Below are 23,837 nucleotides of genomic sequence, written 5' to 3' on the forward strand. Positions count from 1 at the left end.
GACAGCTCAAAGGGGAGCGACATGGCCACCAAGCCGCCCGCAGGTGATCCCGTACAGGACGCGCCGCAGGTCGCGCCCCCCAAGCACGCCGCCGCCGGCCTGCCCGCGATCGGGCACACCCTGAAGATCGCGCAGCAGCAGATGGGCCTCGCCCGCACCGCGCGCACCCTCCTCAAGGTCAACCAGAAGGACGGCTTCGACTGCCCCGGCTGCGCCTGGCCCGAGGGCGACAAGCGGCACACCGCCGAGTTCTGCGAGAACGGCGCCAAGGCCGTCGCCGAGGAAGCCACCCTGCGCCGGGTCACCCCCGCCTTCTTCGCCGCGCACCCCCTCTCCGACCTCGCCGGCCGCTCCGGGTACTGGCTGGGCCAGCAGGGCCGGATCACCGAGCCCATGTACCTCCCCGAAGGCGCCGACCGCTACGAAGCCGTCACCTGGGAGCGGGCCTTCACGATCATCGCCGAGGAGCTGACCGCCCTCGCCTCCCCCGACGAAGCCCTCTTCTACACCTCGGGCCGCACCAGCAACGAGGCCGCGTTCCTCTTCCAGCTCTTCGCCCGCGAATTCGGCACCAACAACCTGCCCGACTGCTCCAACATGTGCCACGAGTCCTCGGGCTCCGCACTGACCGAGACCATAGGGATCGGCAAGGGCAGCGTCTCCCTCGAAGACCTCCACCAGGCCGAACTGATCATCGTCGCCGGACAGAACCCGGGCACCAACCACCCCCGCATGCTCTCCGCCCTGGAGAAGGCCAAGTCCGCCGGCGCGAAGATCATCTCGGTGAACCCGCTGCCCGAAGCCGGAATGGAGCGCTTCAAGAACCCCCAGACCCCGGCCGGCATGCTCAAGGGCACCGCCCTGGGCGACCTCTTCCTCCAGATCCGCATCGGCGGCGACCAGGCCCTCTTCCGCCTCCTCAACAAACTCGTCATCGAGACCGAGGGCGCCACCGACGAGGCCTTCATCCGCGAGCACACCCACGGATACGAAGAGCTCGCCGCCGCCGCACGCGACGCCGACTGGGACGAGACCCTCACCGCCACCGGCCTGACCCGCCCCGAGATCGAACGCGCCCTGGCCATGATCCTGGCCTCGAAGCGCACCATCGTCTGCTGGGCCATGGGCCTCACCCAGCACAAGCACGGCGTCGCCACCATCCGCGAGGTCGTCAACCTCCTCCTGCTGCGCGGCGACATCGGCCGCCCCGGCGCCGGCGTCTGCCCCGTCCGCGGCCACTCCAACGTGCAGGGCGACCGCACCATGGGCATCTTCGAACGGCCCGCCCCGGCCTTCCTCGACGCCCTCGACCGCGAATTCGGCATCACCTCGCCCCGCGAGCACGGCTACGACGTCGTCCGCTCCATCCAGGCCCTGCGCGACGGCGAGGCCAAGGTCCTCTTCGCCATGGGCGGCAACTTCGTCGGCGCCACCCCCGACACCGAGGTCACCGAAGCCGCGATCCGCCGCGCCTCCCTGACCGTCCACGTCTCCACCAAGCTCAACCGCTCCCACGCCGTCACCGGCAGGCGCGCCCTGATCCTGCCCACCCTCGGCCGCACGGACAAGGACGTCCAGGCCGCAGGCAAGCAGTTCGTCACCGTCGAGGACTCCATGGGCATGGTCCACGCCTCCCGCGGCAACCTCGCCCCCGCGAGCCCCCACCTGCTCTCCGAACCCGCGATCGTGGCCCGCATGGCCCGCGCCGTCCTCGGCGACGCCTCCAAGACCCCGTGGGAGGAATTCGAGAAGGACTACGCCACCATCCGCGACCGGATCGCCCGCGTGATCCCCGGCTTCGAGGACTTCAACACCCGCATCGCCCACCCCGGCGGCTTCCGGCTCCCCCACGCCCCCCGCGACGAACGCCGCTTCCCCACCAAGACCGGCAAGGCCAACTTCACCGCCGCACCCGTCGAGTACCCCCGCCTCCCCGAAGGCCGGCTGCTCCTGCAGACCCTGCGCAGCCACGACCAGTACAACACCACCATCTACGGCCTCGACGACCGCTACCGCGGCATCACCGGCGGCCGCCGCATCGTCATGGTCAACCCCGCCGACGCCGCCGAACTCGGCCTGGCCGACGGCTCCTACACCGACCTGGTCAGCGAGTGGCACGACGGCGTCGAACGCCGCGCACCCGGCTTCCGCGTCGTGCACTACCCCAGCGCCCGCGGCTGCGCCGCCGCCTACTACCCCGAGACGAACGTACTCGTCCCCCTCGACTCCACCGCGGACACCAGCAACACCCCCGCGAGCAAGTCCGTCGTCATCCGCTTCGAACCGTCCTGAGCGGGCCTGATAGAACGACCCCCAAGGAAAATCAGGTTAACGACCGTTGACGAACGGAGCCGGCCCATGGGCAACGAGCACGCAGTGAAGTTCCCCCAGGAAGTACTCGACCAGTACTCCGCCAAGGGCATCGACCTGCCCGCCCTGTTCTCCGCGGGAGCCCTCGGCGAGCGCATGGAGATCCGCATCCTGGAAGCCTCCGCCGACCGCGTCGTGGCCACCATGCCCGTCAAGGGCAACACCCAGCCCTACGGACTCCTCCACGGCGGCGCCTCCGCCGTCCTCGCCGAGACCCTCGGCTCCGTCGGCGCCATGATGCACGGCGGCATCGACAAGATCGCCGTCGGCGTCGACCTGAACTGCACCCACCACCGCGGAGTGCGCTCCGGCACCGTCACCGGCGTCGCCACCCCCGTCCACCGCGGCCGCTCCACCACCACCTACGAGATCGTCATCAGCGACGAGGAGGACCGCCGGGTCTGCACCGCCCGCCTCACCTGCCTGCTGCGCGACACACAGTCTTAACAACACGGCCGATACGAGCAGTTGTGCAGCCCCCGGCGCCGGTCTAGCGTTCCCGCATGGGATCGGGACCGGCGCCGCGGCGCGCCACGGCCGCCTGCGCGGCGACGGCACTCCTGGCCGCCGCGCTCCTCGCATGCGGACCGCCCCCCTCCGCCTCCGACGCCCCCGCCCCGCACACCACCTCCCCCCAGGAGCTGTGCACCACCCTGATCACCCACTGGGCCGGAGTGGTCCTCGACGCCGGCCAGGACCGGGACGCCGTCGGCCTCGACTACCAGGCCATGGGCCTGTCCGGCGACCAGAACGAGATCCTGCGCGCCGTCCTCGACGGCGCCCGCACCGAGCAGCGCACCCGAGGACCGGCCGCCGCCCGCGAGTTCACCGCCCGCGAGGCCGCCCGCCGCTGCGCCGGCCACTACCGCTCCGGCACCCCGACCGGCGGCCCCTGGTGAGCGGCGGCATAGGCCCCGTCGAGCCCGGGGACGGCACCGAGGGCCGCGAGCGCCCGCCCGCGGCGCCCCGTACGCCCGCCGCCCGGGCCGTGCGCCGCCTCGGCGACGGGTACGCCCGCCACCGCCGGGCCGTCCTCGCCGTGGCGGCCGCAGCCCTGCTGGCCGCGGGCGCCGCCCGCTGGTACGCCACGCGGCCGGTGCCGGTCGCGGCTCCGCCGCCGCCCGCCCCGTCGCAGTCCGTCGCCCTCACCTATGTGGAACCCCTGGAGCCGGCCCCGGACGGCAGCGCGTTCGCGCTCACCGTCCGTGTGCGGAACCGGGGCACCGGCGCCGTCACGGTCGAGCGGATCGGCCAGCCCTCCCGGGCGCTGAGCGTGACGATCCGGCCACCGCTGCCGGTCACGGTCGGTCCCGGAGAAGCGCGCGACCTCGCGGTGCTCTTCCGGGCGGAAGACTGCGTGCATGTGGCACGGAATTCCGGACTCCCTTTCCTTGAGGTAACCCTCAGTAATGGATTCCAGAAAGAGGATCACAGTTACATCCCCGGTGACCGTTATGCCAGGGATCTTTCCGTCGCTCTGACCAGGGCCTGTCCCGAAGATCGAGACGTCGCCACCCCCGGGCCGTCATGACCAAAAACCGCCAGAGTCCTGGCAAGACAGCAGCCATACCGAGGTTTGATCCTCACCCGTCTCAACATGCGGACAAGACGAAACGGCCTGAATTCCCCCGTTCCACCCGCAGTCATCCGCTATGCATTACGCCGTGGCATAACAAGAGAGTCACATCATTGGCCTCAGCCCTCCATAACCCGCGATCCGCCGCCTAGAGTCACCGCCAGTTACCGCGACCGCCGGATTTCCTTCAGTTCGGTTCCCCGCGTTCGACTCGACGCGTCCCACGGGGGACGCGGCGCCAGGAAAGGACTGATCGTGCGTCATCGTCAGCTCATCGCCGTGACCGCCGCCCTCGCTGCGGGCGCCCTCACTCTCACCGCCTGCGGCTCCCGCGACGACAAGGGCGGAGCCACCGCCGACGGCGGCAGCACCACCGTCGTCATCGGCGTCGACGCGCCCCTGACGGGCGACCTCTCCGCTCTCGGCCTCGGCATCAAGAACTCCGCGGACCTCGCCGCCAAGCAGGCCAACGAGAAGAAGTACGTCAAGGGCGTCACCTTCAAGATCGAAGCCCTCGACGACCAGGCGCAGGCCTCCTCCGGCCAGCAGAACGCCACCAAGCTCACGGCCAACAAGGACGTCCTCGGCGTCGTCGGCCCGCTGAACTCCTCGGTCTCCGAGTCCATGCAGAAGGTCTTCGACGACGCCAAGCTGGCCCAGATCTCCCCGGCCAACACCAGCCCGTCCCTGACCCAGGGCCCCAAGTGGGCCGAGGGCCAGAAGACCCGCACCTACAAGAGCTACTTCCGCACCGCCACCACGGACGCCATCCAGGGCCCGTACGCGGCGCAGTACCTCTTCAACAAGGCGGGCAAGAAGAAGGTCTTCATCATCGACGACAAGAAGACCTACGGCGCCGGCCTCGCCGGAACCTTCAAGGGCGAGTTCACCAAGCTCGGCGGCCAGGTCGCCGGCGAGGGCCACATCGACCCCGAGTCCAAGGACTTCTCGGCCATCGTGACCCAGGTCAAGAGCTCCGGCGCCGACGTCGTCTACTACGGCGGCGAGTACCCCGCGGCCGGCCCGCTCAGCAAGCAGATCAAGGCCTCCGGCACCAACATCCCGCTCGTCGGCGGTGACGGCATCAAGGACAAGAAGTACGTCGAGCTCGCCGGCGCCACCGCCGTCGGTGACTTCGCCACCTCCGTCGGCGCCCCGGTCGAGAGCCTGCCCTCGGCCAAGGAGTTCATCGACAACTACAAGAAGGCCGGCTACAAGGACGACTACTCCGCCTACGGCGGCTACTCGTACGACTCCGCCTGGGCCGTCATCGAAGCCGTCAAGAAGGTCGTCGACGCCAACAACGGCAAGCTCCCGGCCGACGCCCGCGCCAAGGTCCTCGAGGCCGTCCAGGGCGTCTCCTTCGACGGCGTGACCGGCAAGGTCTCCTTCGACGAGTTCGGTGACGCGACCAACAAGCAGCTCACCGTCTACAAGGTCGAGGGCGACGACTTCAAGGCTGTCGAGTCCGGCACCCTCGGCGGCTGAACCGCCAGCGGCGGCTAGCTCGCTGACTCGCTAGCCCCTCACCCCTCATTTGCCGCGCGGGGCGCGCACAATGCGCCCCGCGCGGTGTCACATCCGTCGAAAGACTCGGAGGACCTGCGGTGCACGAACTGCCGCAACAGCTGGTCAACGGCCTGCTACTGGGATCCATGTACGGGCTCGTCGCCATCGGCTACACCATGGTCTATGGCATCGTCCAGCTCATCAACTTCGCCCACGGCGAGATCTTCATGACCGGCGGGTTCGGAGCCCTCACGGTCTGGCTGATGCTCCCCGGCGGCACCACCATGTGGATCGCCCTGCCGCTCATGATCATAGGCGCGATCCTCGTCGCCACCCTCATCGCCGTCGGAGCCGAACGCTTCGCCTACCGGCCACTGCGCTCCGCGCCACGACTCGCCCCGCTCATCACCGCCATCGGCCTCTCCCTCGCCCTCCAGCAGGCGGTATGGGCCTGGTACCCCGACGCGAAGTCCTCCATCGTCTTCCCCGAGATCCCCGGCGGACCCTTCCACATAGGCAGCATCACCATCCAGACCGGTGACGTCTTCCTCCTCCTCGCCGCCCCCGTCTCCATGGCCTTCCTCGGCTTCTTCGTCAAGAAGACCCGCACCGGCCGCGGCATGCAGGCCACCGCGCAGGACCCGGACACCGCCAAGCTCATGGGCATCAACACCGACCGCATCATCACGGTCGCCTTCGCCCTCGGCGCGGCCTTCGCCGCCATCGGAGCCGTCGCCTACGGCCTCAAGTACGGCGAAGTCAACTTCAAGATGGGCTTCCTGCTCGGCCTCAAGGCCTTCACCGCAGCCGTCCTCGGCGGCATCGGGAACATCTACGGCGCCATGATCGGCGGCATCGTCCTCGGCCTCGCCGAAACGCTGACCACCGCCTACGTCGCCGACGTACCCGGCATGCAGCAGCTCGGCGGCCAGTCCTGGGGCAACACCTGGGCGTTCGTACTCCTCATCCTCGTGCTCCTCTTCCGGCCCCAAGGCCTGCTGGGTGAGCGCGTGGCGGACAGGGCGTGAGAAAGATGACGACCACCACCGCAGCATCCACGGACACCGTGACCACCACCCCCGCCCGAGGCCTCATAGCCCTCCCCGAGAAGACGGGCCGCGCCCTCGCCACCGCAGGCGGCGCCCTCACCGTCATCTCCTGCTTCCTCTCCTGGACCTGGACCGCCGCCTACCCCGGCAACCTCACCGTCATCGGGTACCCCGGCGGCCTCCAGTGGCTCGTCCTCGTCGGCGGCGTCCTCACCACCCTCTTCGGCCTCGCCTCCTACGGAGTCAAGGGCCTCGGCTGGCTCGCCCCCGCCGGCACCGACGCGGCACTCAAGCTCTCCGCGCTCGCCGCCTTCGCCACCGCCTGGTACACGGTCATCTCGATCACCACCACCCTCGGCGGCGTCGTCAACCTCGAGCCCGGCGGCTTCGCCGTCGCCGCCACCTCCCTCCTCGCCCTCGTCGGCGCCCTCGCACTCCCCTTCGAGCACCCCGTCCTCGAAGGACCCGACCCCGACGACAGCGCCTGGGAACAGCGCAAGCACCACATCGGCAACCGCTGGACGACCTTCAAGGCCGCCCTCGCCGCCGAAACCCCCCGGCCCGCCAAGCCCCTCCCGGCCTGGACCGAGATCCTCCTGATCGCCGCCGTCCTCGCCGTCACCCTCGGCATCTTCACCTACGGCATCACCACCCCCTACCAGGAACTCTTCATCGGCTTCCTGATCACGGCAGGGTTCGGCTTCGCCGCCCTCAACAAGGCCGGCCTGGTGGCCCGCTTCACCGCACTCACCGCCAAGCACCGCAACGTCGCCCTCGTCGGCGCCTTCGTCGCGGCCGCCGCCTTCCCGCTCACCCAGACCGACGACCAGTACGCGACCCTCGGCGTCAACATCCTCATCTTCGCCACCGTCGCCCTCGGCCTGAACATCGTCGTCGGCCTCACCGGCCTCCTCGACCTCGGCTACGTCGCCTTCCTCGGAGTCGGCGCCTACACCGCGGCCATGGTCTCCGGCTCCCCCAACTCCCCCTTCGGCGTGCACCTCCCCTTCTGGGCCGCACTCCTCATCGGCGCCGGCGCATCCATGATCTTCGGCGTCCTCATCGGCGCCCCCACCCTGCGCCTGCGCGGCGACTACCTCGCCATCGTGACCCTGGGCTTCGGAGAGATCTTCCGCATCTCGATGAACAACCTCGACGGCACCTCCGGCCCCGACATCACCAACGGCCCCAACGGCATCGCCGGCATCCCCAACGTCGACCTCTTCGGATTCGACTTCGGCGCCAGCCACGTCATCGCCGGATTCACCATCGGCCGCTTCGCCAACTACTTCCTGCTGATGCTCCTGGTCACCCTCATCGTGATCATGGTCTTCCGCCGCAGCGCCGAATCCCGCATCGGCCGCGCCTGGGTCGCCATCCGCGAAGACGAGACCGCCGCCGAAGCCATGGGCATCAACGGCTTCCGCGTCAAGCTCATCGCCTTCGCCCTCGGCGCCACCCTCGCCGGCCTCGCCGGAGCCGTCCAGGCACACGTCAACTACACGGTCACCCCCGACCAGTACGTGTTCGCCAACGCCGTCCCGCCGAACTCCGCCTTCCTCCTCGCCGCAGTCGTCCTCGGCGGCATGGGCACCATCAGCGGACCCCTCGTCGGCGGCGCACTGCTCTTCCTCATCCCGAACAAGATGCAGTTCCTCGGCGACTACCAGCTCCTCGCCTTCGGCGTCGCTCTCATCATCCTGATGCGCCTGCGCCCCGAAGGCATCATCCCCAACCGGCGCAACCAGCTCGAGCTCCACAAGGACCTCGAAGCGCCCGCAGTCCTCAGCAAGACAGGGGCCTGACACATGACCACGACCACGACCACCGCAACGGCCGAAAAGGTCACCGAGACGGTCCTCGACGCCCGCGGCGTCACGATGCGCTTCGGCGGCCTCACCGCCGTCAAGAACGTCGACCTGACCGTCCGCAGCGGCGAGATCGTCGGCCTCATCGGCCCCAACGGCGCCGGCAAGACCACCTTCTTCAACTGCCTCACCGGCCTCTACATCCCCACCGAGGGCGAAGTCCGGTACAAGGGCACGGTCCTGCCCCCCAAGTCCTTCAAGGTCACCGCGGCCGGCATCGCCCGCACCTTCCAGAACATCCGTCTCTTCAACAACATGACGGTCCTGGAAAACGTCCTCGTAGGCCGCCACACGCGCACCAAGGAAGGCCTCTGGTCCGCCCTCCTGCGCCTGCCCAGCTTCACCCGCGCCGAAGAGGCCAGCCGCGCCAAGGCCATGGAACTCCTCGAGTTCATCGGCCTCGACCACAAGGCCGACCACCTCGCGCGCAACCTCCCCTACGGCGAACAGCGCAAGCTCGAAATCGCCCGCGCCCTCGCCAGCGACCCCGGCCTCATCCTCCTGGACGAGCCCACCGCCGGCATGAACCCGCAGGAGACCCGGGCCGCCGAAGAACTCATCTTCGCCATCCGGGACAAGGGCATCGCCGTCCTCGTCATCGAGCACGACATGCGCTTCATCTTCAACCTCTGCGACCGCGTCGCCTGCCTCGTCCAGGGCGAAAAGCTCATCGAAGGCACCGCCGCCGAAGTCCAGGGCGACGAGCGCGTCATCGCCGCCTACCTCGGCGAACCCTTCGAAGGCGCCCCCGGCGCCGAAGAAGCCGCAGAGGTCGAGGCAGCCGAGGCCACCGCCGCCGCCGAGCCCGAGGCCGCCGACACCGAGGCCGAGGCCACCGCCGAAGCCGACGACGACGCGGCAGAGGCCGAGGCCGAGGGCGACGACGCCGAACCCGCCGCCTCCGACGAGGCCACCGCCTCCGACGACGCCACCCAGGCGGACAGCACCACCAGCACGGACGGAGAAGCCAAGTGACCGCACTCCTCGAGGTCGAAGACCTCCGCGTCGCCTACGGCAAGATCGAAGCCGTCAAGGGCATCTCCTTCACCGTCAACGAGGGCGAGATCGTCACCCTCATCGGCACCAACGGCGCCGGCAAGACCACCACCCTGCGCACCCTGTCCGGCCTGATCAAGCCCAAGGGCGGCCAGATCAAGTTCCAGGGCAAGTCGCTCAAGAAGGTCGCCGCGCACGACATCGTCCAGCTCGGACTCGCCCACTCCCCCGAGGGGCGGCACATCTTCCCGCGCATGACGATCGAGGACAACCTCCTCCTCGGCGCCTTCCTCCGCAGCGACAAGGACGGCATCCAGAAGGACGTCCAGCGCGCCTACGACCTCTTCCCCATCCTGGGAGAGCGCCGCAAGCAGGCCGCCGGCACCCTCTCGGGCGGTGAGCAGCAGATGCTCGCCATGGGCCGCGCGCTCATGTCCCAGCCCAAGCTGCTCATGCTCGACGAGCCCTCCATGGGCCTCTCGCCGCTCATGATGCAGAAGATCATGGCGACGATCGCCGAGCTCAAGGCCTCCGGCACGACCATCCTCCTGGTCGAGCAGAACGCCCAGGCCGCGCTGTCCCTGGCCGACCAGGGCCACGTCATGGAGATCGGCAAGGTCGTCCTGACCGGCCCCGGCAGCGACCTCCTCGTCAACGAGGACGTCCGCAAGGCCTACCTCGGCGAGGACTGACCCTCCCCTGTTGAACGCGTGCGGCCCGTCTCCCCTCGGGGGGAGACGGGCCGCACGTCGTTCTGCTCCTGGCGCCTACTTCCCGCTTTCCTTCTTCTTCGCCTCGGCGTCCTCGATGACCACCTCGGCGACCTGCTGCATCGACATGCGGCGGTCCATGGAGGACTTCTGGATCCACCGGAACGCGGCGGGCTCGGTCAGCCCGTACTGGGTCTGCAGGATGCTCTTCGCACGGTCGACGAGCTTGCGGGTCTCCAGCCGCTGCGAGAGGTCCGCGACCTCCTGCTCCAGCGCCTTCAGCTCCGCGAACCGGGACACGGCCATCTCGATGGCCGGCACGACGTCGCTCTTGCTGAACGGCTTCACGAGGTACGCCATCGCACCGGCGTCCCGTGCCCGCTCGACGAGGTCGCGCTGCGAGAACGCGGTGAGCATGAGCACGGGGGCGATGGACTCCTCCGCGATCTTCTCCGCCGCGGAGATCCCGTCCAGTACGGGCATCTTCACGTCGAGGATGACGAGGTCGGGGCGGTGCTCACGGGCGAGCTCCACGGCCGTCTGCCCGTCGCCGGCCTCGCCGACCACGGCGTAGCCCTCCTCTTCGAGCATCTCTTTGAGGTCGAGACGGATGAGCGCCTCGTCCTCGGCGATGACGACGCGGGTCGTCAGCGGAGGGACGTGCGACTGGTCGGCGTCGGGGGCGGGCGTCGACTCGTGCTCGGCGGTCACGGGGGCTCCTCTTTGCGGGGCTCTGCTGCTTGGATGAGCCTACCTAGCAGCGCAGCCGCATGGTCACCCGGTACACTCCGACGAGCAACCCTGCCGGGTTGGTGGAATGGCATACACGGATGTCTCAAACACATCTGCCCGTGAGGGCTTGCGGGTTCGAGTCCCGCACCCGGCACATGTTCGGAGAGCGAACGTTCACTTTCGAGTGAACGTTCGCTTTTTCGCTACCTGCCGCCACCGAATGTCACGCACAGTGGTCAGATGGAGTTCCATAGCCTCGAGATACGACAAACGGCCCTCTCCTTGTTACGGGACGGCAGGCGAAACGCGGAGGTGGCCCGTCATCTCAATGTCCCGCTCGGCACCATCGGCTACTGGAAGCACATGGACCGCGCCAAGCGCGGCGAGTGCCCCGGCGCCCACAATCCGGCCTGCCCTAGATGCGACGGCAGTGCGCTCGATGAGCACGCGTACTCGTACCTCCTGGGCCTCTATCTCGGCGACGGCCACATAAGTCACTACTCGGGCCACCGCGTGCCCAATCTCATGATCACCTGCGGGGACGACTGGCCCGGCCTGATGGACGCCACCGAAATGGCGATGCGCCTCGTCTTCCCGTTCAACAGGATCTGTCGCGTACGCAAGATCGGTTGCCACAACGTCAAGGTGTACTCGAAGCACGTTGAATGCTTGTTCCCACAACACGGCCCCGGCAGGAAGCACGATCGCCGGATCGTTCTCGAAGACTGGCAACAGGAGATCGTCGACGCCCACCCTTGGGAGTTCATCCGGGGGCTGATCCACTCGGACGGATGCAGGATCACCAACTGGACCGTCCGCAACGGCAAGCGCTACGAGTACCCGCGGTACTTCTTCACCAACAAGTCCGACGACATCCGGAAGCTCTGCACCGACACCCTCACCAAGGTCGGGGTGGAGTGGACCATCACCGCTCGCGGCAGCGACCCGTACAACGTGTCCATCGCGCGCAAGGCATCCGTCGCCCTTATGGACGAACACGTCGGGCCGAAGCACTAGAGACGATCACCCGCGCCCTACGGTCGGCGCATGAACCGACCACGTCTCGCCGTGACCGCCGCCCTGCTCGCCGCCGTATGGGCCGGGACCGTTCCGACCGCCGATGCCGCCGACCCCTCCGCCGTGACACAGGCCCTGCAAGCTGCGATGACCGCCGGCGCCCCGGGTGCCATGGCCCGGTTCAGTGAGCCCGGTGGGGTGCGGACCGAGGTGGTGGGGGTGCGGGACCGGCGTACTGGGGCGGCCATGGATCCGCGGGCGCGGTTCCGGATCGGGAGTGTCACCAAGACCTTCTCCGCCGTTGTGGTGCTGCAACTGGTCGACGAGGGGAAGGTGCAGCTGGACGAGTCCGTCGACCGCTACCTGCCCGGGGTGTTGCCGGACCGGCGGATCACTGTGCGGCATCTGCTGAGCCACCGCAGCGGGCTGGCCGATTACACGGACGCGATGTTCGAGAAGACCGTGCCCGGCTTCGAGGCGGTGCGGAAGCGGGTGTTCGGCTACCGGGAGCTGGTGGAGCTGTCGTTGCGGGAGCCCCGGACGACGGAGCCGGGGGTGGCGTACTCGTACTCGAACACCAACTTCGTCGTGCTCGGGATGCTGATCGAGAAGGTGACCGGGCGGCCGGTGGGTGAGGCGTACTCCGCGCGGGTGTTCAAGCCGCTGGGGCTGCGCGGGACCTCGTACGTGCATCCGGGGACGAAGATCGCGGGGCGGCACGTGCGGGGTTATCTGCATCCGGACGAGGAGGGGGCGGCTCTCGTCGATTCGACGGAGCAGACGGTGTCGTGGGCGCAGTCGGCGGGGGCGGTGATCTCGACGGTTGCGGACTTGAATGCGTTCACGTCGGCGTTGTTGGGGGGTCGGCTGCTGCCGGCGCGGATGCTGGACCTGATGGTGACGGTGACGCCGGTGGATGCGGCGGGGACCCGGTTCTACGGGCTGGGACTGCGCCGGTACGACCTGTCGTGCGGGACGTCGGTGTACGGGCACACGGGGACGGTGCAGGGGTTCTACACGTACGCGTTCTCCACGCGGGACGGTCGGCGGAGTCTGGCGGCGGTGGCGAACACCTCGAACCGGGGTTCCGTGAACGCGGCGCTGGGCGGGACTCTGGAGGCGGCGTTCTGCGGTGTGGCGCCGGTGGCGCGGGCGGATGCGGTTCGGGGGTTCTCGGCGGGCGCGGCGGATGTGGATCTCCCGGAGCGGCGCGCGTGGTTCTAGTGCCTGGGGTGGCGGGCCGGTGTTCGGTGGCGGCGGGGTCCGGCGGCGCCGGGGCCGGGTCGTGCGCACCGGCTCCGGGCGCCGGGAGGAGGGGGGCGGCGGTCAGCGTGATTCGAGGAAGTGGACTTGGCGGGGCCTGATTTCCAGGTCGCTGATGCCGTCGGGCGTCGCGCCCATCTCTCGGCCGACTTCGGCCGCTGCCAGGAAGGCTTCCCGGGTCTCGTACGAGCCGGTGGTGACGACGGCGTTGCGGTCGGGGGTGACCCAGACCTCGACGGACAGGAAGCCCGGCTGGCGCCGGGATGCGTCGGCGACCTGGTGGGCTTTGCGCACGAACTCTTCGAGGTGTTCGGGGGCGGGGTAGTGGAAGGCGACGAATCCGAAGGCCATGGGATGTCCTTTCCCGGGTTATACGATGCCGTATAACGCGAGCCTAGGACGTTATACGGCTCCGTACAACTGGGCTGACAGGGTGAGGTGGGCCACAGATGGGTGCGTTGCGCACACCACGGGAGAAGTGGGTGGAGGCGGGGCTTCGGGCTCTGGCCTCTGGTGGCGTGGACACGGTGCGGGTGGAGGCGCTCGCCAAGGCGCTGGGGGTGACCAAGGGCGGCTTCTACGGTTACTTCGCCGACCGCGAGGCGCTGCTGACCGCGATGCTGGACGCGTGGGAGCGCGAGAGTGTCGACGAGGTGATCGAGCGGGTCGAGCGCGAGGGCGGTGATGCGCGGGACAAGGTCCGTTTGGCGGGGCAGCTCACTTTCTCGAGCGAGCGCCTGCTTCCGATCGACCTGGCCGTCCGCGAATGGGCCCGCCGCGACGAGGCCGTTGCCGACCGTCTGCGCCGGGTGGACGACAAGCGGATGCAGTTGGCACGTGAGGCGATCGGCACGTTCTGTTCCGACCCCGAGGAGGTGGAGGCCCGTGCGCTTCTCGCCTTTTGTGCGGCCATCGGCAGCCATTTCCTCGCGGCCGGCCACCCGGGCGGCAACCGTGCCCCGGTCATCGCCCGCGCTGCTGACATCATCCTCGACGTCCCCCGTGAGCGCGCCGGATGACCGCGTCCTGGCTCAGTCGTCGGCTGCGACGACCAGGGTGAGGTGTCCGGCTGTGCGGTCGATGACGACGAACTCGTGGAAGTAGTCGTGGACGCGGCCCCAGTCGTGCCAGTGTTCGTCGCCGAGTCCGCCGAGGTAGTGGACGCGGTCGGCTGCGGTCATGCGGTCGTAGACCTCCCGTTGGAGGTCTGCCCCGAGTGCAGGTGATTGCGTCCAGACGGGGTCGCACCAGTCCCGGATGCTTTTCGAGGGTGGAGTTAGGTTGAGGTGATGGCTGGTCCGGAAGGGGACTGTGATGAGTGAGAAGGCCCGGAAGCTGTTCGATGCGCTGGATCTGAACCATGACGGGAGGCTGACCCGGCTGGAGGTGATCACGGCGTTGCGGTCGAAGGGGCCGACGCTCGCCGCGCAGGGGGATCTGCCGTTGTGGGCGCTCGGGGACGCGGATGCGTCGTCGGCGCTGTTCGACGCGGCGGATGCGAACGGCGATGCGGTGTTGAGTTTCGAGGAGTTCGAGGCTGTGGTCGACCGGCGGTTCGGCTGGAAGTAGGGGCGCTCGCTCTTCGGCGACGGGGAGGCGGTACCAGAGGGGCCGGAGATCAGGTCGGTGGCGCGGTTCGTGACGGTGTTGGGGGGCGGCGGCGAGGGTGACCGCGTCGGGCGGGCATTTCCCGAGTACGGGGGTGAGCCTGTTGGAGTTGCCCGACGCGGTGCGTCTCGTACGTGAGGTGCTGTAGCGGCTGGCGCCGGGTCAGCGGACGGGGTCGCCGATGTGGTGGATGCGGACCATGTTGGTGGAGCCGCTGACGCCGGGGGGTGAGCCGGCGGTGATGACGACGGTGTCGCCGGGGGCGCAGCGGCCGATGCGGAGGAGTTCTTCTTCGACCTGGGCGACCATGGCGTCGGTGGAGTCGACGTGGGGGCCGAGGAAGGTTTCGACGCCCCAGGTGAGGTTGAGCTGGGAGCGGGTGGCGGGGTCGGGGGTGAAGGCGAGGAGGGGGATGGGTGAGCGGTAGCGGGAGAGGCGGCGGACGGTGTCGCCGCTCTGGGTGAAGGCGACGAGGAATTTGGCGTCGAGGAAGTCGCCCATTTCGGCGGCGGCTCGGGCGACGGCTCCGCCTTGGGTGCGGGGCTTGTTGCGTTCGGTGAGGGGTGGGAGGCCCTTGGCGAGGATGTCTTCTTCGGCGGCTTCGACGATGCGGGACATGGTGCGGACGGTTTCCACCGGGTATTTGCCGACGCTGGTTTCGCCGGAGAGCATGACGGCGTCGGTGCCGTCGATGATGGCGTTGGCGACGTCGGAGGCTTCGGCGCGGGTGGGCCGGGAGTTGTCGATCATCGAGTCGAGCATTTGGGTGGCGACGATGACGGGTTTGGCGTTGCGCTTGGCGAGTTTGACGGCGCGCTTCTGGACGATGGGGACTTGTTCGAGGGGCATTTCTACGCCGAGGTCGCCGCGGGCGACCATGATGCCGTCGAAGGCGGCGACGATGTCGTCGATGTTCTCGACGGCCTGGGGCTTTTCGATCTTGGCGATGACGGGGAGGCGGCGGTCTTCTTCGTCCATGATGCGGTGGACGTCTTCGATGTCGCGGCCGCTGCGGACGAAGGAGAGGGCGATGACGTCGGCGCCGGTGCGCAGGGCCCAGCGGAGGTCTTCGATGTCCTTGTCGGAGAGGGCGGGGACGGAGACGGCTACGCCGGGGAGGTTGAGGCCTTTGTGGTCGGAGACCATGCCGCCTTCGATGACGGTGGTGTGGACGCGGGGGCCGTCGACTGCGGTGACTTCGAGGGTGACGCGGCCGTCGTCGACGAGGATGCGTTCGCCGGTGGTGACGTCGGTGGCGAGGCCTTTGTAGGTGGTGCCGCAGGTGTGGCGGTCGCCTTCGTGGTCTTCGACGGTGATGGTGAATGCGTCGCCGCGTTCAAGGAGTACGGGGCCTTCGCGGAAGCGGCCGAGGCGGATCTTCGGGCCTTGAAGGTCGGCGAGGATGCCGACGCTGCGGCCGGTCTCGTCGGAGGCCTTGCGTACGCGCTGGTAGCGCTCCTCGTGTTCGGCGTAGGTGCCGTGGCTGAGGTTGAAGCGGGCGATGTCCATTCCGGCTTCGACCAGGGCTTTGATCTGGTCGTATGAGTCGGTTGCGGGGCCCAGGGTACATACGATTTTCGCTCGGCGCATGGGGCGAGCGTATTCCCCTACTTAGGAGTAGGTAATCGCTTCCGGGTGTCCACTCAACAACCTTTGGGCAAAAGGTTGTTGACAACTGTTGAATGTGCATGGGGGTGCTCTGATGAGCACCCCTCGCACCCCTCCCGGGCGTGGTTCTGAATGGTTTTCAGAGTTGTGGCGGGGTCATCGTGAAGCGGGCGTTGACCTGTGCGTAGACGGTCTGGCGCTGGGGTTCGAGGTCGAGGGGCGGGGGGCCGGCGTCTTCGGCGGCACTGAAGGCCATGGTGCGCATTCCGGTTCCGGGGGCGGCCGGGTAGGGGGTGGCGTTCTCGGCGCCGAGGTCGGCGAGTTCGACGAGGGCGGCGAGGCGGGCGCCGAGGGCTTCGGCGTATTCGCGGGCGCGCTGGACGGCTTCGAGTACGGCTTGGCGGCGGGCTTGGCCGTGGGCGGGTGAGGTGGGGCGCAGGGCCCACCAGGGGCCGTCGACCTGGGTGAGTTCGAGGTCGGCGAGGCGGGTGGTGAGTTCGCCGAGGGTGGTGAAGTCGCTGAGTTCGGCGGTGATGTGGACGCGGCCGTGGTAGGCGCGGATGCGTTCGGCGCGGCCGTGGCGGGTGAGTTCGGGGGTGATGGAGAAGGAGCCGGTTTCGAGTTTTTCGACGGGGTCGCCGTAGCTCTTGATGAGGTCGAGGACGGTGTTGTTGCGGCGGGTGAGGTCGTCGAGGGCGGTGCGCCGGTCGGTGCCGCGTGCGCTGACGGTGATGCCGATGCGGGCGATTTCGGGGTCGACTTCGAGGCGGGCTTCGCCGCGGACTGCTACGCGGGGGACTTCGGGGGTTCCGTAGGGCTGGTGCGATGCGTCCTGGGTCATGGTTTCACTGTCGCACCGCAGCCTGTGGGGGTGTGGTCATCGGATCGAAACCTGGTGGGGGTGTTGCGGCTCGTTGCCCGTGGGTCAGAATCTACGCGCGTTGTTCACGCCTCAAAAGGGGAGATGGCATGGCGTTCGACCGCAGGACTTTTCTGGGGACCACGGCTGCGACGGGTGCGGCCGTGGCGTTGGCGGGGGCCACGAGCACCCCGGCCGCTGCTGCCGGCCCGGCCGGCCCGTCGGGTTCGGCCGGTGCGCGTACGTACTCGTTCACGGTGATGGGTACGACCGACTTGCACGGGAATGTCTTCAACTGGGACTACTTCACGGACAAGGAGTTCGACGACAAGGCGCACAACGATGTGGGTCTGGCGAAGATCTCGACGCTGGTGGAGCAGGTGCGGGCGGAGAAGGGGCGCTGCAACACGCTGCTGATCGATGCGGGTGACACGATCCAGGGCACGCAGTTGTCGTACTACTACGCGAAGGTGGATCCGATCACGGCGCGGCGTGGTCCGGTGCACCCGATGGCGCAGGCGATGAACGCGATCGGGTACGACGCGGCGGCGCTCGGGAACCACGAGTTCAATTACGGGATTCCGGTGCTGCGGAAGTTCGAGGAGCAGTGCCGTTTCCCGCTGCTGGGGGCGAATGCACTGGATGCGAAGACCCTGCGGCCGGCGTTCGCGCCGTACAGCATGCACCGGTTGCGGACGCCGCACGGGCGGGACGTGAAGGTGGCGGTGCTGGGGCTGACGAACCCGGGTATCGCGATCTGGGACAAGGCGAACGTGCAGGGGAAGATGACGTTCCCGGGTCTGGAGGAGCAGGCGGCGAAGTACGTGCCGCGGCTGCGTTCGATGGGTGCGGACGTGGTGATCGTGTCGGCGCATTCGGGGTCGAGCGGGACGTCTTCGTACGGGGACCAGTTGCCGTACATCGAGAATGCGGCGGGTCTGGTGGCGGAGCAGGTGCCGGGGATCGACGCGATCCTGGTGGGGCACGCGCACACGGAGATTCCCGAGTACCGGGTGAAGAACAAGGCGACCGGCAAGGACGTGGTGCTGTCGGAGCCGCTGAAGTGGGGGCAGCGGCTGACGCTGTTCGACTTCGAGCTGTCGTGGTCGAAGGGCCGCTGGTCGGTGGAGAAGGTCTCGGCGAAGGTGCTGAACTCGAACACGGTCGCGGAGGACCCGAAGATCACGGGGCTGCTGGAGGACGAGCACCGCAAGGTCGTGGCGTACGTGAACCAGGTGATCGGTACGTCGACGCAGGCGATGTCGTCGGCGGAGGGCCCGTACAAGGACGTGCCGATCATCGATCTGATCAACCACGTGCAGGCGGAGACGGTGAAGGCGGCGCTGGCGGGCGGGGAGTACGCGGCCCTGCCGGTGCTGTCGCAGGCCTCGTGCTTCTCGCGGACCGCCTCGATTCCGGCCGGGCAGGTGACGATCAGGGATGCGGCGGGTCTGTACCCGTTCGAGAACACCCTCGAGGCGCGTCTGATGACCGGTGCGCAGCTGAAGGACTATCTGGAGTACTCGGCGAAGTACTACGTCCAGACGGCGCCGGGTGATGCCGTGGACCCGGCGAAGCTGACCAATGCCGAGGCCACGCCGGACTACAACTACGACGCGGTGTACGGCCTGTCGTACGACATAGACATCGCGCAGCCGAAGGGTTCGCGGATCGTGAACCTGGCGTTCGGCGGGAAGCCGCTGGATCCTGCGGCGCAGTTCGTGCTGGCGGTGAACAACTACCGGGCATCGGGTGGTGGGAACTTCCCGCACGTGCCGGGTGCCAAGCAGCTGTGGGCGAACTCGGACGAGATCCGGAACACGATCATCACGTGGGTGAAGGCGAAGGGGACGGTGGACCCGGCGCAGTTCGCGGCGGTGGACTGGCGGCTGACGCGGGCCGGTACTCCGGTGTTCTAGGCGCCGGTGTTCCAGGCGCCGGTGTTCTAGGCGCCGGTGTTCCAGGCGCCGGTGTTCCAGGCGCCGGTCGTCCCGGGACGGGGCCGGGGTCCGCTGTGGCGGGCTTCCGGCCCCGTCCGGTTTTACGGGGCGGTGTGGACGAGGTGGGCGGGGACGGCGGCGTCGAGGGCGGCGATGAGGCGTTCGCCGTGTGCGACCTGGTCGGGGTGGAGGTGCATCTCGCAGCCGCAGCCGGTGAGGACGACGCGTCCGGGGCCTTCGTGGCGCAGGAGGGCTATTTCGTCGAAGCGGATGTCGTGTTCGTCGCGGTGGGCGTCGCGGACGACGATGCCCCAGGGGGTGAGGACGTACTCGCCGTGGTGGCTGCGGCGGGTGACGGCGCGGCGCAGGGGGTTCATGCGGTGGCGGGTGCCGGGGGTGGGGGGCCGGCTGCCGTGGGGGTGCCAGCAGTCGGAGTTGGGCAGGAGGGTGCCGTTCGGGGTCCGCAGGTGGAGTTCGGTCCGGTGGGGGACGACGAGGACGGCGTCGCGGAGGGCGTGCTCGAGGTAGGTCCGGACGGCTTGTGGGGTGACGGCGGCGTGGTTCTTGAAGAGGGTGTCGTCGTCGAGGTAGGGGATGGCGAAGTGTTCGGCGAGGACGGCTCGTTCGAGTGGGCGTCTGGGGCCCCAGAGGGGTCCGGCTTCGGAGCGGATGTCGTCGGTGAGGGCGTCGAGTTCGGCTTGTGCGGGGCCTTTGCGGGTGAGTCTGAGGGTTTCCTGCCAGAGCGTGACGGCGGTCTCCCGGGCCCTGCCGGGGCGGGGGTGGACGACGAGGACGCGGTCGAGGGTGTCCTGGTCGCGGAGGAACCAGTGGGCGCCCGTGTCGGCGGTGCAGTGCACGGCGCGTTCGACGCGTCTGCGCAGGACGAGTTGGGCCATGGTGGCGGCGGCGTCGGAGGCGTCGCAGGTCAGCAGCAGGGAGACGGTGTCGAGGGGCCGGCGCTGCCAGGTCCCGGATACGTGGGCGCGGGTGCGGGGGGTGGTTCGCCGGGGTGGTGGGCCGTCGGGCAGGGGCAGGGCGAGTCCCGGGGGCGGGGGGCCGTCGAGGACCAGGACGGCGTTGCCGCGGGTGAAGCGGGCGGCGGCGTGCGCGCGGACCGTTTCGGGGGTGAGGGCCGCGTACGAGCCGGGGTGCTCATGGCTGATCAGGCCGGCGGCGTGGGGGCCGTAGCGGGCGCGCAGGGGGGCGGCCGGGTGGTTGGGGGTGCTTTGGGCGGCGAAGCCGGCGAGGGCGCTGGTGACGTGTCCGGTGTGGTGCAGCGGGAGGTCGGAGAGGGCGCGGCAGAGGGTGAGCAGGAAGCCGGTGACGTCCTCGGGGGTGCCCTTGGCGGTGAACTCGATGAGGTCGTCGCGGAGGTTGCTGCTGTACGCGTGCGGTCGGTTGCCGGCTTCGGACATGGCGAGGCCTTCGATGACGCGGGTGACGCCGAGGGTGGGGGCGGTTTCGTCCCTGATGCCGGTGCCGAAGGTGAGCTGTGCGGTGAGGGGTCCGGGGGTGGGGGCGGGTGTCCACAGGACGGTGACCCCGTCGGCACTGGTTCGCTGCATGCGGCGAGCCTAGGGGGTGTCCGGCGGATCAGGGTCGGATAGTCCGGGTCGTCTGGTGCCGTGGATTGCAGGGCGGAGGAGGGAGCCACTGCGGAGCATTGGCGACCGACGACAACGCGGCAAGCCGCGGTGCCAGGCGGGCCGGGCCCGGCCATGATCCGCCGGACACCCCTAGGGGCTGTCGTCGAACTCCGGTCGTCGCCGGAGGGCGGCCGCGCGTGCCAGGCGTCGCGGGGAGGCGGGGAGTTCGACGACAGGCCCTGGTGCCGGGGCGTGCGGCGGCCGGGGGTCAGGGGTGGTCGACCAGGGGGAGGAGTTCGACGGTGGGGCGGGGGCGGGTGTGTTCGCGCTGTTCGAGGCCGAAGGTGGTGAAGGCGGTGCGGGTGGGCTGGGGGTAGGGCTCTTTGCCGGTGAGGGTGTTGAGGATGGCGGCGCTGCGCCAGGCGGCGAGGCCGAGGTCGGGGGCGCCGACGCCGTGGGTGTGGCGTTCGCCGTTCTGGACGAAGATGCTGCCGGTGACGCTGGGGTCGAGGACCATGCGGTGGCGGTCGTCGATGCGGGGGCGGCCCGAGGAGTCCTTGCGCAGGTACGGGTCGAGGCCTGCGAGGAGCCGGGTGAGGGGGCGTTCCCGGTAGCCGGTGGCGAGGACGACGGCGTCGGTGGTGAGGCGGGAGCGGCTGCCCTGTTCGACGTGTTCGAGGTGGAGTTCGACCTTGGTGGTGGCGACGCGGCCTGCGGTGCGGACGCTGACTCCGGGGGTGAGGACGGCGTCGGGCCAGCCGCCGTGGAGGGTGCGGCGGTAGAGCTCGTCGTGGATGGCGGCGATGGTGGCGGCGTCGATGCCCTTGTGGAGTTGCCATTGGGCGGGGACGAGGCGGTCGCGTACGGGTTCGGCCAGGGCGTGGAAGTAGCGGGTGTAGTCGGGGGTGAAGTGTTCGAGGCCGAGCTTGGAGTACTCCATGGGGGCGAAGGCGGGGGTGCGGGCCAGCCAGGTGAGGCGTTCGCGGCCGGTGGGGCGGGCGCGGAGGAGGTCGAGGAAGACTTCGGCGCCGGACTGGCCGGATCCGATGACGGTGACGTGGTCGGCGCCGAGGATGCGCTGGCGGTTGTCGAGGTAGTCGGAGCTGTGGATGACGGGGACGGTGGGGGCTTCGGCGAGGGGGCGCAGGGGTTCGGGGACGTAGGGGGCGGTGCCGATGCCGAGGGCGAGGTTGCGGGTGTGGGTGCGGCCGAGGGCTTGGGCTTCGCCGTCGGCGTCGAGTTGGGTGAAGTCGACTTCGAAGAGGTCGCGTTCGGGGTTCCAGCGGACGGCGTCGACCTGGTGGCCGAAGTGGAGACCGGGAATGCGGCCGGCGACCCAGCGGCAGTAGGCGTCGTATTCGGCGCGCTGGATGTGGAACTGCTCGGCGAAGTAGAAGGGGAAGAGACGTTCCTTGTGCTTGAGGTAGTTGAGGAAGCTCCAGGGGCTGCTGGGGTCGGCGAGGGTGACGAGGTCGGCGAGGAAGGGGACTTGGAGGGTGGCCCCGTCGATGAGGAGTCCGGGGTGCCAGCGGAAGTCCCGGCGCTGGTCGTAGAAGGCGGTGGAGAGTTCGCCGGCTCCGTGGTGCGGGAGGCCGTGGGCGAGGGCGGCGAGGGACAGGTTGAAGGGTCCGATGCCGATTCCGACGAGGTCGTGGGGTGCATCGAGCTGGGCGGTCATCGGTGGGTGCTGCCTTCCAGGAGGGTGATGAGGGTGTCCAGGTCCCTCGCCGTGGTGTGGGGGTTGAGCAGGGTCGCCTTGAGCCAGAGGCGGCCGTCGGCGTGGGTGCGGCCGAGGACGGCGCGGCCTTGGTGGAGGAGGGTGCGGCGCAGTTCGGCGACGTCCTCGTCGGTGGCGTGGGCGGGCCGGAAGAGGACGGTGCTGATGGTGGGGGGTGCGTGGAGTTCGAAGCGGGGGTGGGCGTCGAGGCGTTCGGCGAGCTGGTGGGCGAGTGCGCAGGTGTGGTCGATGAGGTCGGCGAGGCCGTCGCGGCCGAGGGCGCGCAGGGTGGTGGCGATCTTGAGGGCGTCGGGGCGCCGGGTGGTGCGCAGGGAGCGGCCGAGGAGGTCGGGCAGGCCGGCTTCGGTGTCGTCGGTGGCGTTGAGGTAGTCGGCCTGGTGGGCGAGGGGGGTGAGCAGGGCGGTGTCGGGGACGAGGAGGAGTCCTGCGGCGACGGGCTGCCAGCCGAGTTTGTGGAGGTCGACGGTGAGGGAGTGGGCGCGGCCGATTCCGGCGAGTTTGTCGCGGTGGCGGGGGCTGAGGGCGAGTGGTCCGCCGTAGGCGGCGTCGATGTGGAGGTCGGCGCCGTGGTGGTCGCAGAGGTCGGCGATGCGGTGGAGGGGGTCGATGAGTCCGGCGTCGGTGGTGCCGGCGGTGGCGGTGACGAGGGTGGGGCCGGTGGTGCCGGCGAGGGCCTCGGCGAGGCGGTCGGGGTCGAGGGTGCCGGTGGGGGTGGGGACGGCGACGGCGGGCGGGAGGCCGAGGAGCCAGGCGGCGCGCGGGATCGAGTGGTGGGCGTTGGCTCCGTGCAGGACGGTGAGGGCGGGGCCGTGGCGTTCGCGGGCGAGGAGGAGTCCGAGTTGGTTGGCTTCGGTGCCGCCGGTGGTGACGAGGGCGTCGGCGTGGGGGGTGTCGTAGAACTCGGCGGCGAGTGCGCGGGTGACGAGGGCTTCGATCGCGGAGGCGGCGGGGGCCTGGTCCCAGGAGTCGAGGGAGGGGTTGAGGGCGGCGGCGGCGAGGTCGGCGGCGGCCGCGACGGCGAGGGGCGGGCAGTGCAGGTGGGCGGCGCAGAGGGGGTCGGCGGGGTCGGCGGCGCCTGCGGCGAGGGTGTGGACGAGGGTGGCGAGCGCTTCGTGCGGGCCGGTTCCCTTGTCGGGCAGTACGCCGTGCGGGTCGCCCAGTGCGGCGGCGACGCGGGCGGTGACGGTGTCGGGGCCGCCGGGCGGGAGGGGGCCGTGGCGGTCGCGGGCGCCGGTGCGGAGGGCGGTGAGGACGGTGTCGAGGAGGGGGCGCAGTGACTCGGCGCCGGTGGCTCCGCCGGCGAGCGGTGGGGTTCCGGGTCGTCCTGGCGGCGCGGTCATGTCGGTGTCCTCACGTGAACGGGGCGGCGGCGGCTGGGGCCGGCCCTTCGTGGGGGCACGTGGCGCGG

22 protein-coding genes and 1 tRNA gene are annotated in these 23,837 nt (G+C 69.5%); 15 read left to right on the plus strand and 8 right to left on the minus strand.

Features of this window, described 5'->3' with window-relative positions; genetic code table 11:
- The first annotated feature begins 21 nt into the window (after positions 1 to 21).
- The 9 genes from ACIGFK_RS09575 to ACIGFK_RS09615 all read left to right on the plus strand — a co-directional run bounded on the left by ACIGFK_RS09575 (position 22) and on the right by ACIGFK_RS09615 (position 10,060).
- The gene (locus ACIGFK_RS09575; RefSeq protein ID WP_400051129.1) at positions 22 to 2,292 is read left to right on the plus strand and encodes an FdhF/YdeP family oxidoreductase; all 2,271 of its coding nucleotides are present in this window, start codon (positions 22 to 24) and stop codon (positions 2,290 to 2,292) included.
- Positions 2,293 to 2,358: 66 nt separating this feature from the next.
- Positions 2,359 to 2,817: a PaaI family thioesterase gene (locus ACIGFK_RS09580; RefSeq protein WP_376660752.1), complete on the plus strand. Its 459-nt coding sequence runs from the start codon at positions 2,359 to 2,361 to the stop codon at positions 2,815 to 2,817.
- Positions 2,818 to 2,873: 56 nt separating this feature from the next.
- Complete coding sequence (locus tag ACIGFK_RS09585) at positions 2,874 to 3,269, plus strand: hypothetical protein (protein WP_386465220.1); 396 nt, start codon at positions 2,874 to 2,876, stop codon at positions 3,267 to 3,269.
- Positions 3,266 to 3,901, plus strand: coding sequence for a Tat pathway signal sequence domain protein (locus tag ACIGFK_RS09590; RefSeq protein ID WP_400051132.1), 636 nt, complete (start codon positions 3,266 to 3,268; stop codon positions 3,899 to 3,901). The genes ACIGFK_RS09585 and ACIGFK_RS09590 overlap by 4 nt, the downstream gene beginning before the upstream one ends.
- A 300-nt stretch (positions 3,902 to 4,201) precedes the next feature.
- A complete protein-coding gene (locus ACIGFK_RS09595; protein WP_376660749.1) occupies positions 4,202 to 5,434 on the plus strand; it encodes a branched-chain amino acid ABC transporter substrate-binding protein in 1,233 nt (410 codons plus the stop codon).
- A 119-nt stretch (positions 5,435 to 5,553) separates the two neighbouring features.
- Entirely contained in the window at positions 5,554 to 6,483 is a 930-nt protein-coding gene (locus ACIGFK_RS09600) for a branched-chain amino acid ABC transporter permease (protein ID WP_376660748.1), read from the plus strand.
- Positions 6,484 to 6,488: 5 nt separating this feature from the next.
- The gene (locus ACIGFK_RS09605; RefSeq protein WP_376660747.1) at positions 6,489 to 8,309 is read left to right on the plus strand and encodes a branched-chain amino acid ABC transporter permease; all 1,821 of its coding nucleotides are present in this window, start codon (positions 6,489 to 6,491) and stop codon (positions 8,307 to 8,309) included.
- Between the two features lie 3 nt (positions 8,310 to 8,312).
- Positions 8,313 to 9,347 carry an ABC transporter ATP-binding protein gene (locus ACIGFK_RS09610; RefSeq protein ID WP_400051135.1) on the plus strand — a complete coding sequence of 345 codons (1,035 nt, stop codon included), beginning with the start codon at positions 8,313 to 8,315 and terminating at the stop codon, positions 9,345 to 9,347.
- Positions 9,344 to 10,060 carry an ABC transporter ATP-binding protein gene (locus tag ACIGFK_RS09615; protein ID WP_376660745.1) on the plus strand — a complete coding sequence of 239 codons (717 nt, stop codon included), beginning with the start codon at positions 9,344 to 9,346 and terminating at the stop codon, positions 10,058 to 10,060. The genes ACIGFK_RS09610 and ACIGFK_RS09615 overlap by 4 nt, the downstream gene beginning before the upstream one ends.
- A gap of 75 nt (positions 10,061 to 10,135) precedes the next feature.
- Here the strand turns inward: ACIGFK_RS09615 and ACIGFK_RS09620 are convergent, their stop codons facing one another.
- Entirely contained in the window at positions 10,136 to 10,789 is a 654-nt protein-coding gene (locus tag ACIGFK_RS09620) for an ANTAR domain-containing response regulator (RefSeq protein ID WP_376659960.1), read from the minus strand.
- A 92-nt stretch (positions 10,790 to 10,881) separates the two neighbouring features.
- Between ACIGFK_RS09620 and ACIGFK_RS09625 the strand changes: the two genes are divergently transcribed.
- The 3 genes from ACIGFK_RS09625 (at position 10,882) to ACIGFK_RS09635 (ending at position 13,051) form a co-directional block, all read left to right on the plus strand.
- Positions 10,882 to 10,964, plus strand: a tRNA-Leu gene (locus tag ACIGFK_RS09625).
- An 86-nt stretch (positions 10,965 to 11,050) separates the two neighbouring features.
- Positions 11,051 to 11,827, plus strand: coding sequence for a helix-turn-helix domain-containing protein (locus ACIGFK_RS09630; protein WP_400051137.1), 777 nt, complete (start codon positions 11,051 to 11,053; stop codon positions 11,825 to 11,827).
- Between the two features lie 30 nt (positions 11,828 to 11,857).
- Positions 11,858 to 13,051, plus strand: coding sequence for a serine hydrolase domain-containing protein (locus ACIGFK_RS09635; protein ID WP_400051138.1), 1,194 nt, complete (start codon positions 11,858 to 11,860; stop codon positions 13,049 to 13,051).
- A 102-nt stretch (positions 13,052 to 13,153) separates the two neighbouring features.
- On the opposite strand, the gene ACIGFK_RS09640 is transcribed toward ACIGFK_RS09635, so the two are convergent.
- Positions 13,154 to 13,441 (minus strand): antibiotic biosynthesis monooxygenase family protein, encoded by a 288-nt coding sequence (locus ACIGFK_RS09640; RefSeq protein WP_400051139.1) that lies wholly within the window; start codon positions 13,439 to 13,441, stop codon positions 13,154 to 13,156.
- 98 nt (positions 13,442 to 13,539) lie between these two features.
- Between ACIGFK_RS09640 and ACIGFK_RS09645 the strand changes: the two genes are divergently transcribed.
- Positions 13,540 to 14,109 carry a TetR/AcrR family transcriptional regulator gene (locus ACIGFK_RS09645; protein ID WP_386465201.1) on the plus strand — a complete coding sequence of 190 codons (570 nt, stop codon included), beginning with the start codon at positions 13,540 to 13,542 and terminating at the stop codon, positions 14,107 to 14,109.
- A 12-nt stretch (positions 14,110 to 14,121) separates the two neighbouring features.
- Here the strand turns inward: ACIGFK_RS09645 and ACIGFK_RS09650 are convergent, their stop codons facing one another.
- Positions 14,122 to 14,271, minus strand: a complete 150-nt coding sequence (locus ACIGFK_RS09650) for a hypothetical protein (RefSeq protein WP_400051142.1) — start codon at positions 14,269 to 14,271, stop codon at positions 14,122 to 14,124.
- 133 nt (positions 14,272 to 14,404) lie between these two features.
- Between ACIGFK_RS09650 and ACIGFK_RS09655 the strand changes: the two genes are divergently transcribed.
- The gene (locus ACIGFK_RS09655) at positions 14,405 to 14,659 is read left to right on the plus strand and encodes an EF-hand domain-containing protein (protein ID WP_376659955.1); all 255 of its coding nucleotides are present in this window, start codon (positions 14,405 to 14,407) and stop codon (positions 14,657 to 14,659) included.
- A 201-nt stretch (positions 14,660 to 14,860) separates the two neighbouring features.
- Here ACIGFK_RS09655 and pyk read toward each other — a convergent pair whose 3' ends face one another.
- Positions 14,861 to 16,288, minus strand: coding sequence for a pyruvate kinase (gene pyk / locus ACIGFK_RS09660; RefSeq protein WP_376659954.1), 1,428 nt, complete (start codon positions 16,286 to 16,288; stop codon positions 14,861 to 14,863).
- Positions 16,289 to 16,445: 157 nt separating this feature from the next.
- Positions 16,446 to 17,147 (minus strand): SIMPL domain-containing protein, encoded by a 702-nt coding sequence (locus ACIGFK_RS09665; protein ID WP_376659953.1) that lies wholly within the window; start codon positions 17,145 to 17,147, stop codon positions 16,446 to 16,448.
- A 128-nt stretch (positions 17,148 to 17,275) separates the two neighbouring features.
- Between ACIGFK_RS09665 and ACIGFK_RS09670 the strand changes: the two genes are divergently transcribed.
- A complete protein-coding gene (locus ACIGFK_RS09670; protein ID WP_376659952.1) occupies positions 17,276 to 19,084 on the plus strand; it encodes a bifunctional metallophosphatase/5'-nucleotidase in 1,809 nt (602 codons plus the stop codon).
- Between the two features lie 122 nt (positions 19,085 to 19,206).
- On the opposite strand, the gene ACIGFK_RS09675 is transcribed toward ACIGFK_RS09670, so the two are convergent.
- The 3 genes from ACIGFK_RS09675 to ACIGFK_RS09685 form a co-directional block, all read right to left on the minus strand.
- Positions 19,207 to 20,670, minus strand: a complete 1,464-nt coding sequence (locus ACIGFK_RS09675; protein WP_400051144.1) for a hypothetical protein — start codon at positions 20,668 to 20,670, stop codon at positions 19,207 to 19,209.
- A gap of 289 nt (positions 20,671 to 20,959) precedes the next feature.
- Positions 20,960 to 22,369, minus strand: a complete 1,410-nt coding sequence (locus ACIGFK_RS09680) for a lysine N(6)-hydroxylase/L-ornithine N(5)-oxygenase family protein (protein ID WP_376659950.1) — start codon at positions 22,367 to 22,369, stop codon at positions 20,960 to 20,962.
- Positions 22,366 to 23,769 (minus strand): pyridoxal phosphate-dependent decarboxylase family protein, encoded by a 1,404-nt coding sequence (locus ACIGFK_RS09685; RefSeq protein ID WP_400051146.1) that lies wholly within the window; start codon positions 23,767 to 23,769, stop codon positions 22,366 to 22,368. Before ACIGFK_RS09685 ends, ACIGFK_RS09680 begins: the two co-directional genes overlap by 4 nt.
- Between the last annotated feature and the right edge of the window lie 68 nt (positions 23,770 to 23,837).

This window comes from Streptomyces sp. NPDC085524 (assembly GCF_044541755.1).
GTDB lineage: Bacteria > Actinomycetota > Actinomycetes > Streptomycetales > Streptomycetaceae > Streptomyces.

What these genes read in the sequence shown, in the direction of transcription:
- ACIGFK_RS09575 (WP_400051129.1), top strand. Translation starts at nt 22, where the DNA reads ATGGCCACCAAGCCGCCCGCAGGTGATCCCGTACAGGACGCGCCGCAG.
- ACIGFK_RS09580 (WP_376660752.1), top strand. Translation starts at nt 2,359, where the DNA reads ATGGGCAACGAGCACGCAGTGAAGTTCCCCCAGGAAGTACTCGACCAG.
- ACIGFK_RS09585 (WP_386465220.1), top strand. Translation starts at nt 2,874, where the DNA reads ATGGGATCGGGACCGGCGCCGCGGCGCGCCACGGCCGCCTGCGCGGCG.
- ACIGFK_RS09605 (WP_376660747.1), top strand. Translation starts at nt 6,489, where the DNA reads ATGACGACCACCACCGCAGCATCCACGGACACCGTGACCACCACCCCC.
- ACIGFK_RS09610 (WP_400051135.1), top strand. Translation starts at nt 8,313, where the DNA reads ATGACCACGACCACGACCACCGCAACGGCCGAAAAGGTCACCGAGACG.
- ACIGFK_RS09630 (WP_400051137.1), top strand. Translation starts at nt 11,051, where the DNA reads ATGGAGTTCCATAGCCTCGAGATACGACAAACGGCCCTCTCCTTGTTA.
- ACIGFK_RS09635 (WP_400051138.1), top strand. Translation starts at nt 11,858, where the DNA reads ATGAACCGACCACGTCTCGCCGTGACCGCCGCCCTGCTCGCCGCCGTA.
- ACIGFK_RS09640 (WP_400051139.1), bottom strand. Translation starts at nt 13,441, where the DNA reads ATGGCCTTCGGATTCGTCGCCTTCCACTACCCCGCCCCCGAACACCTC.
- ACIGFK_RS09645 (WP_386465201.1), top strand. Translation starts at nt 13,540, where the DNA reads ATGGGTGCGTTGCGCACACCACGGGAGAAGTGGGTGGAGGCGGGGCTT.
- ACIGFK_RS09650 (WP_400051142.1), bottom strand. Translation starts at nt 14,271, where the DNA reads ATGACCGCAGCCGACCGCGTCCACTACCTCGGCGGACTCGGCGACGAA.
- ACIGFK_RS09655 (WP_376659955.1), top strand. Translation starts at nt 14,405, where the DNA reads ATGAGTGAGAAGGCCCGGAAGCTGTTCGATGCGCTGGATCTGAACCAT.
- pyk (WP_376659954.1), bottom strand. Translation starts at nt 16,288, where the DNA reads ATGCGCCGAGCGAAAATCGTATGTACCCTGGGCCCCGCAACCGACTCA.
- ACIGFK_RS09665 (WP_376659953.1), bottom strand. Translation starts at nt 17,147, where the DNA reads ATGACCCAGGACGCATCGCACCAGCCCTACGGAACCCCCGAAGTCCCC.
- ACIGFK_RS09670 (WP_376659952.1), top strand. Translation starts at nt 17,276, where the DNA reads ATGGCGTTCGACCGCAGGACTTTTCTGGGGACCACGGCTGCGACGGGT.
- ACIGFK_RS09675 (WP_400051144.1), bottom strand. Translation starts at nt 20,670, where the DNA reads ATGCAGCGAACCAGTGCCGACGGGGTCACCGTCCTGTGGACACCCGCC.
- ACIGFK_RS09680 (WP_376659950.1), bottom strand. Translation starts at nt 22,369, where the DNA reads ATGACCGCCCAGCTCGATGCACCCCACGACCTCGTCGGAATCGGCATC.
- ACIGFK_RS09685 (WP_400051146.1), bottom strand. Translation starts at nt 23,769, where the DNA reads ATGACCGCGCCGCCAGGACGACCCGGAACCCCACCGCTCGCCGGCGGA.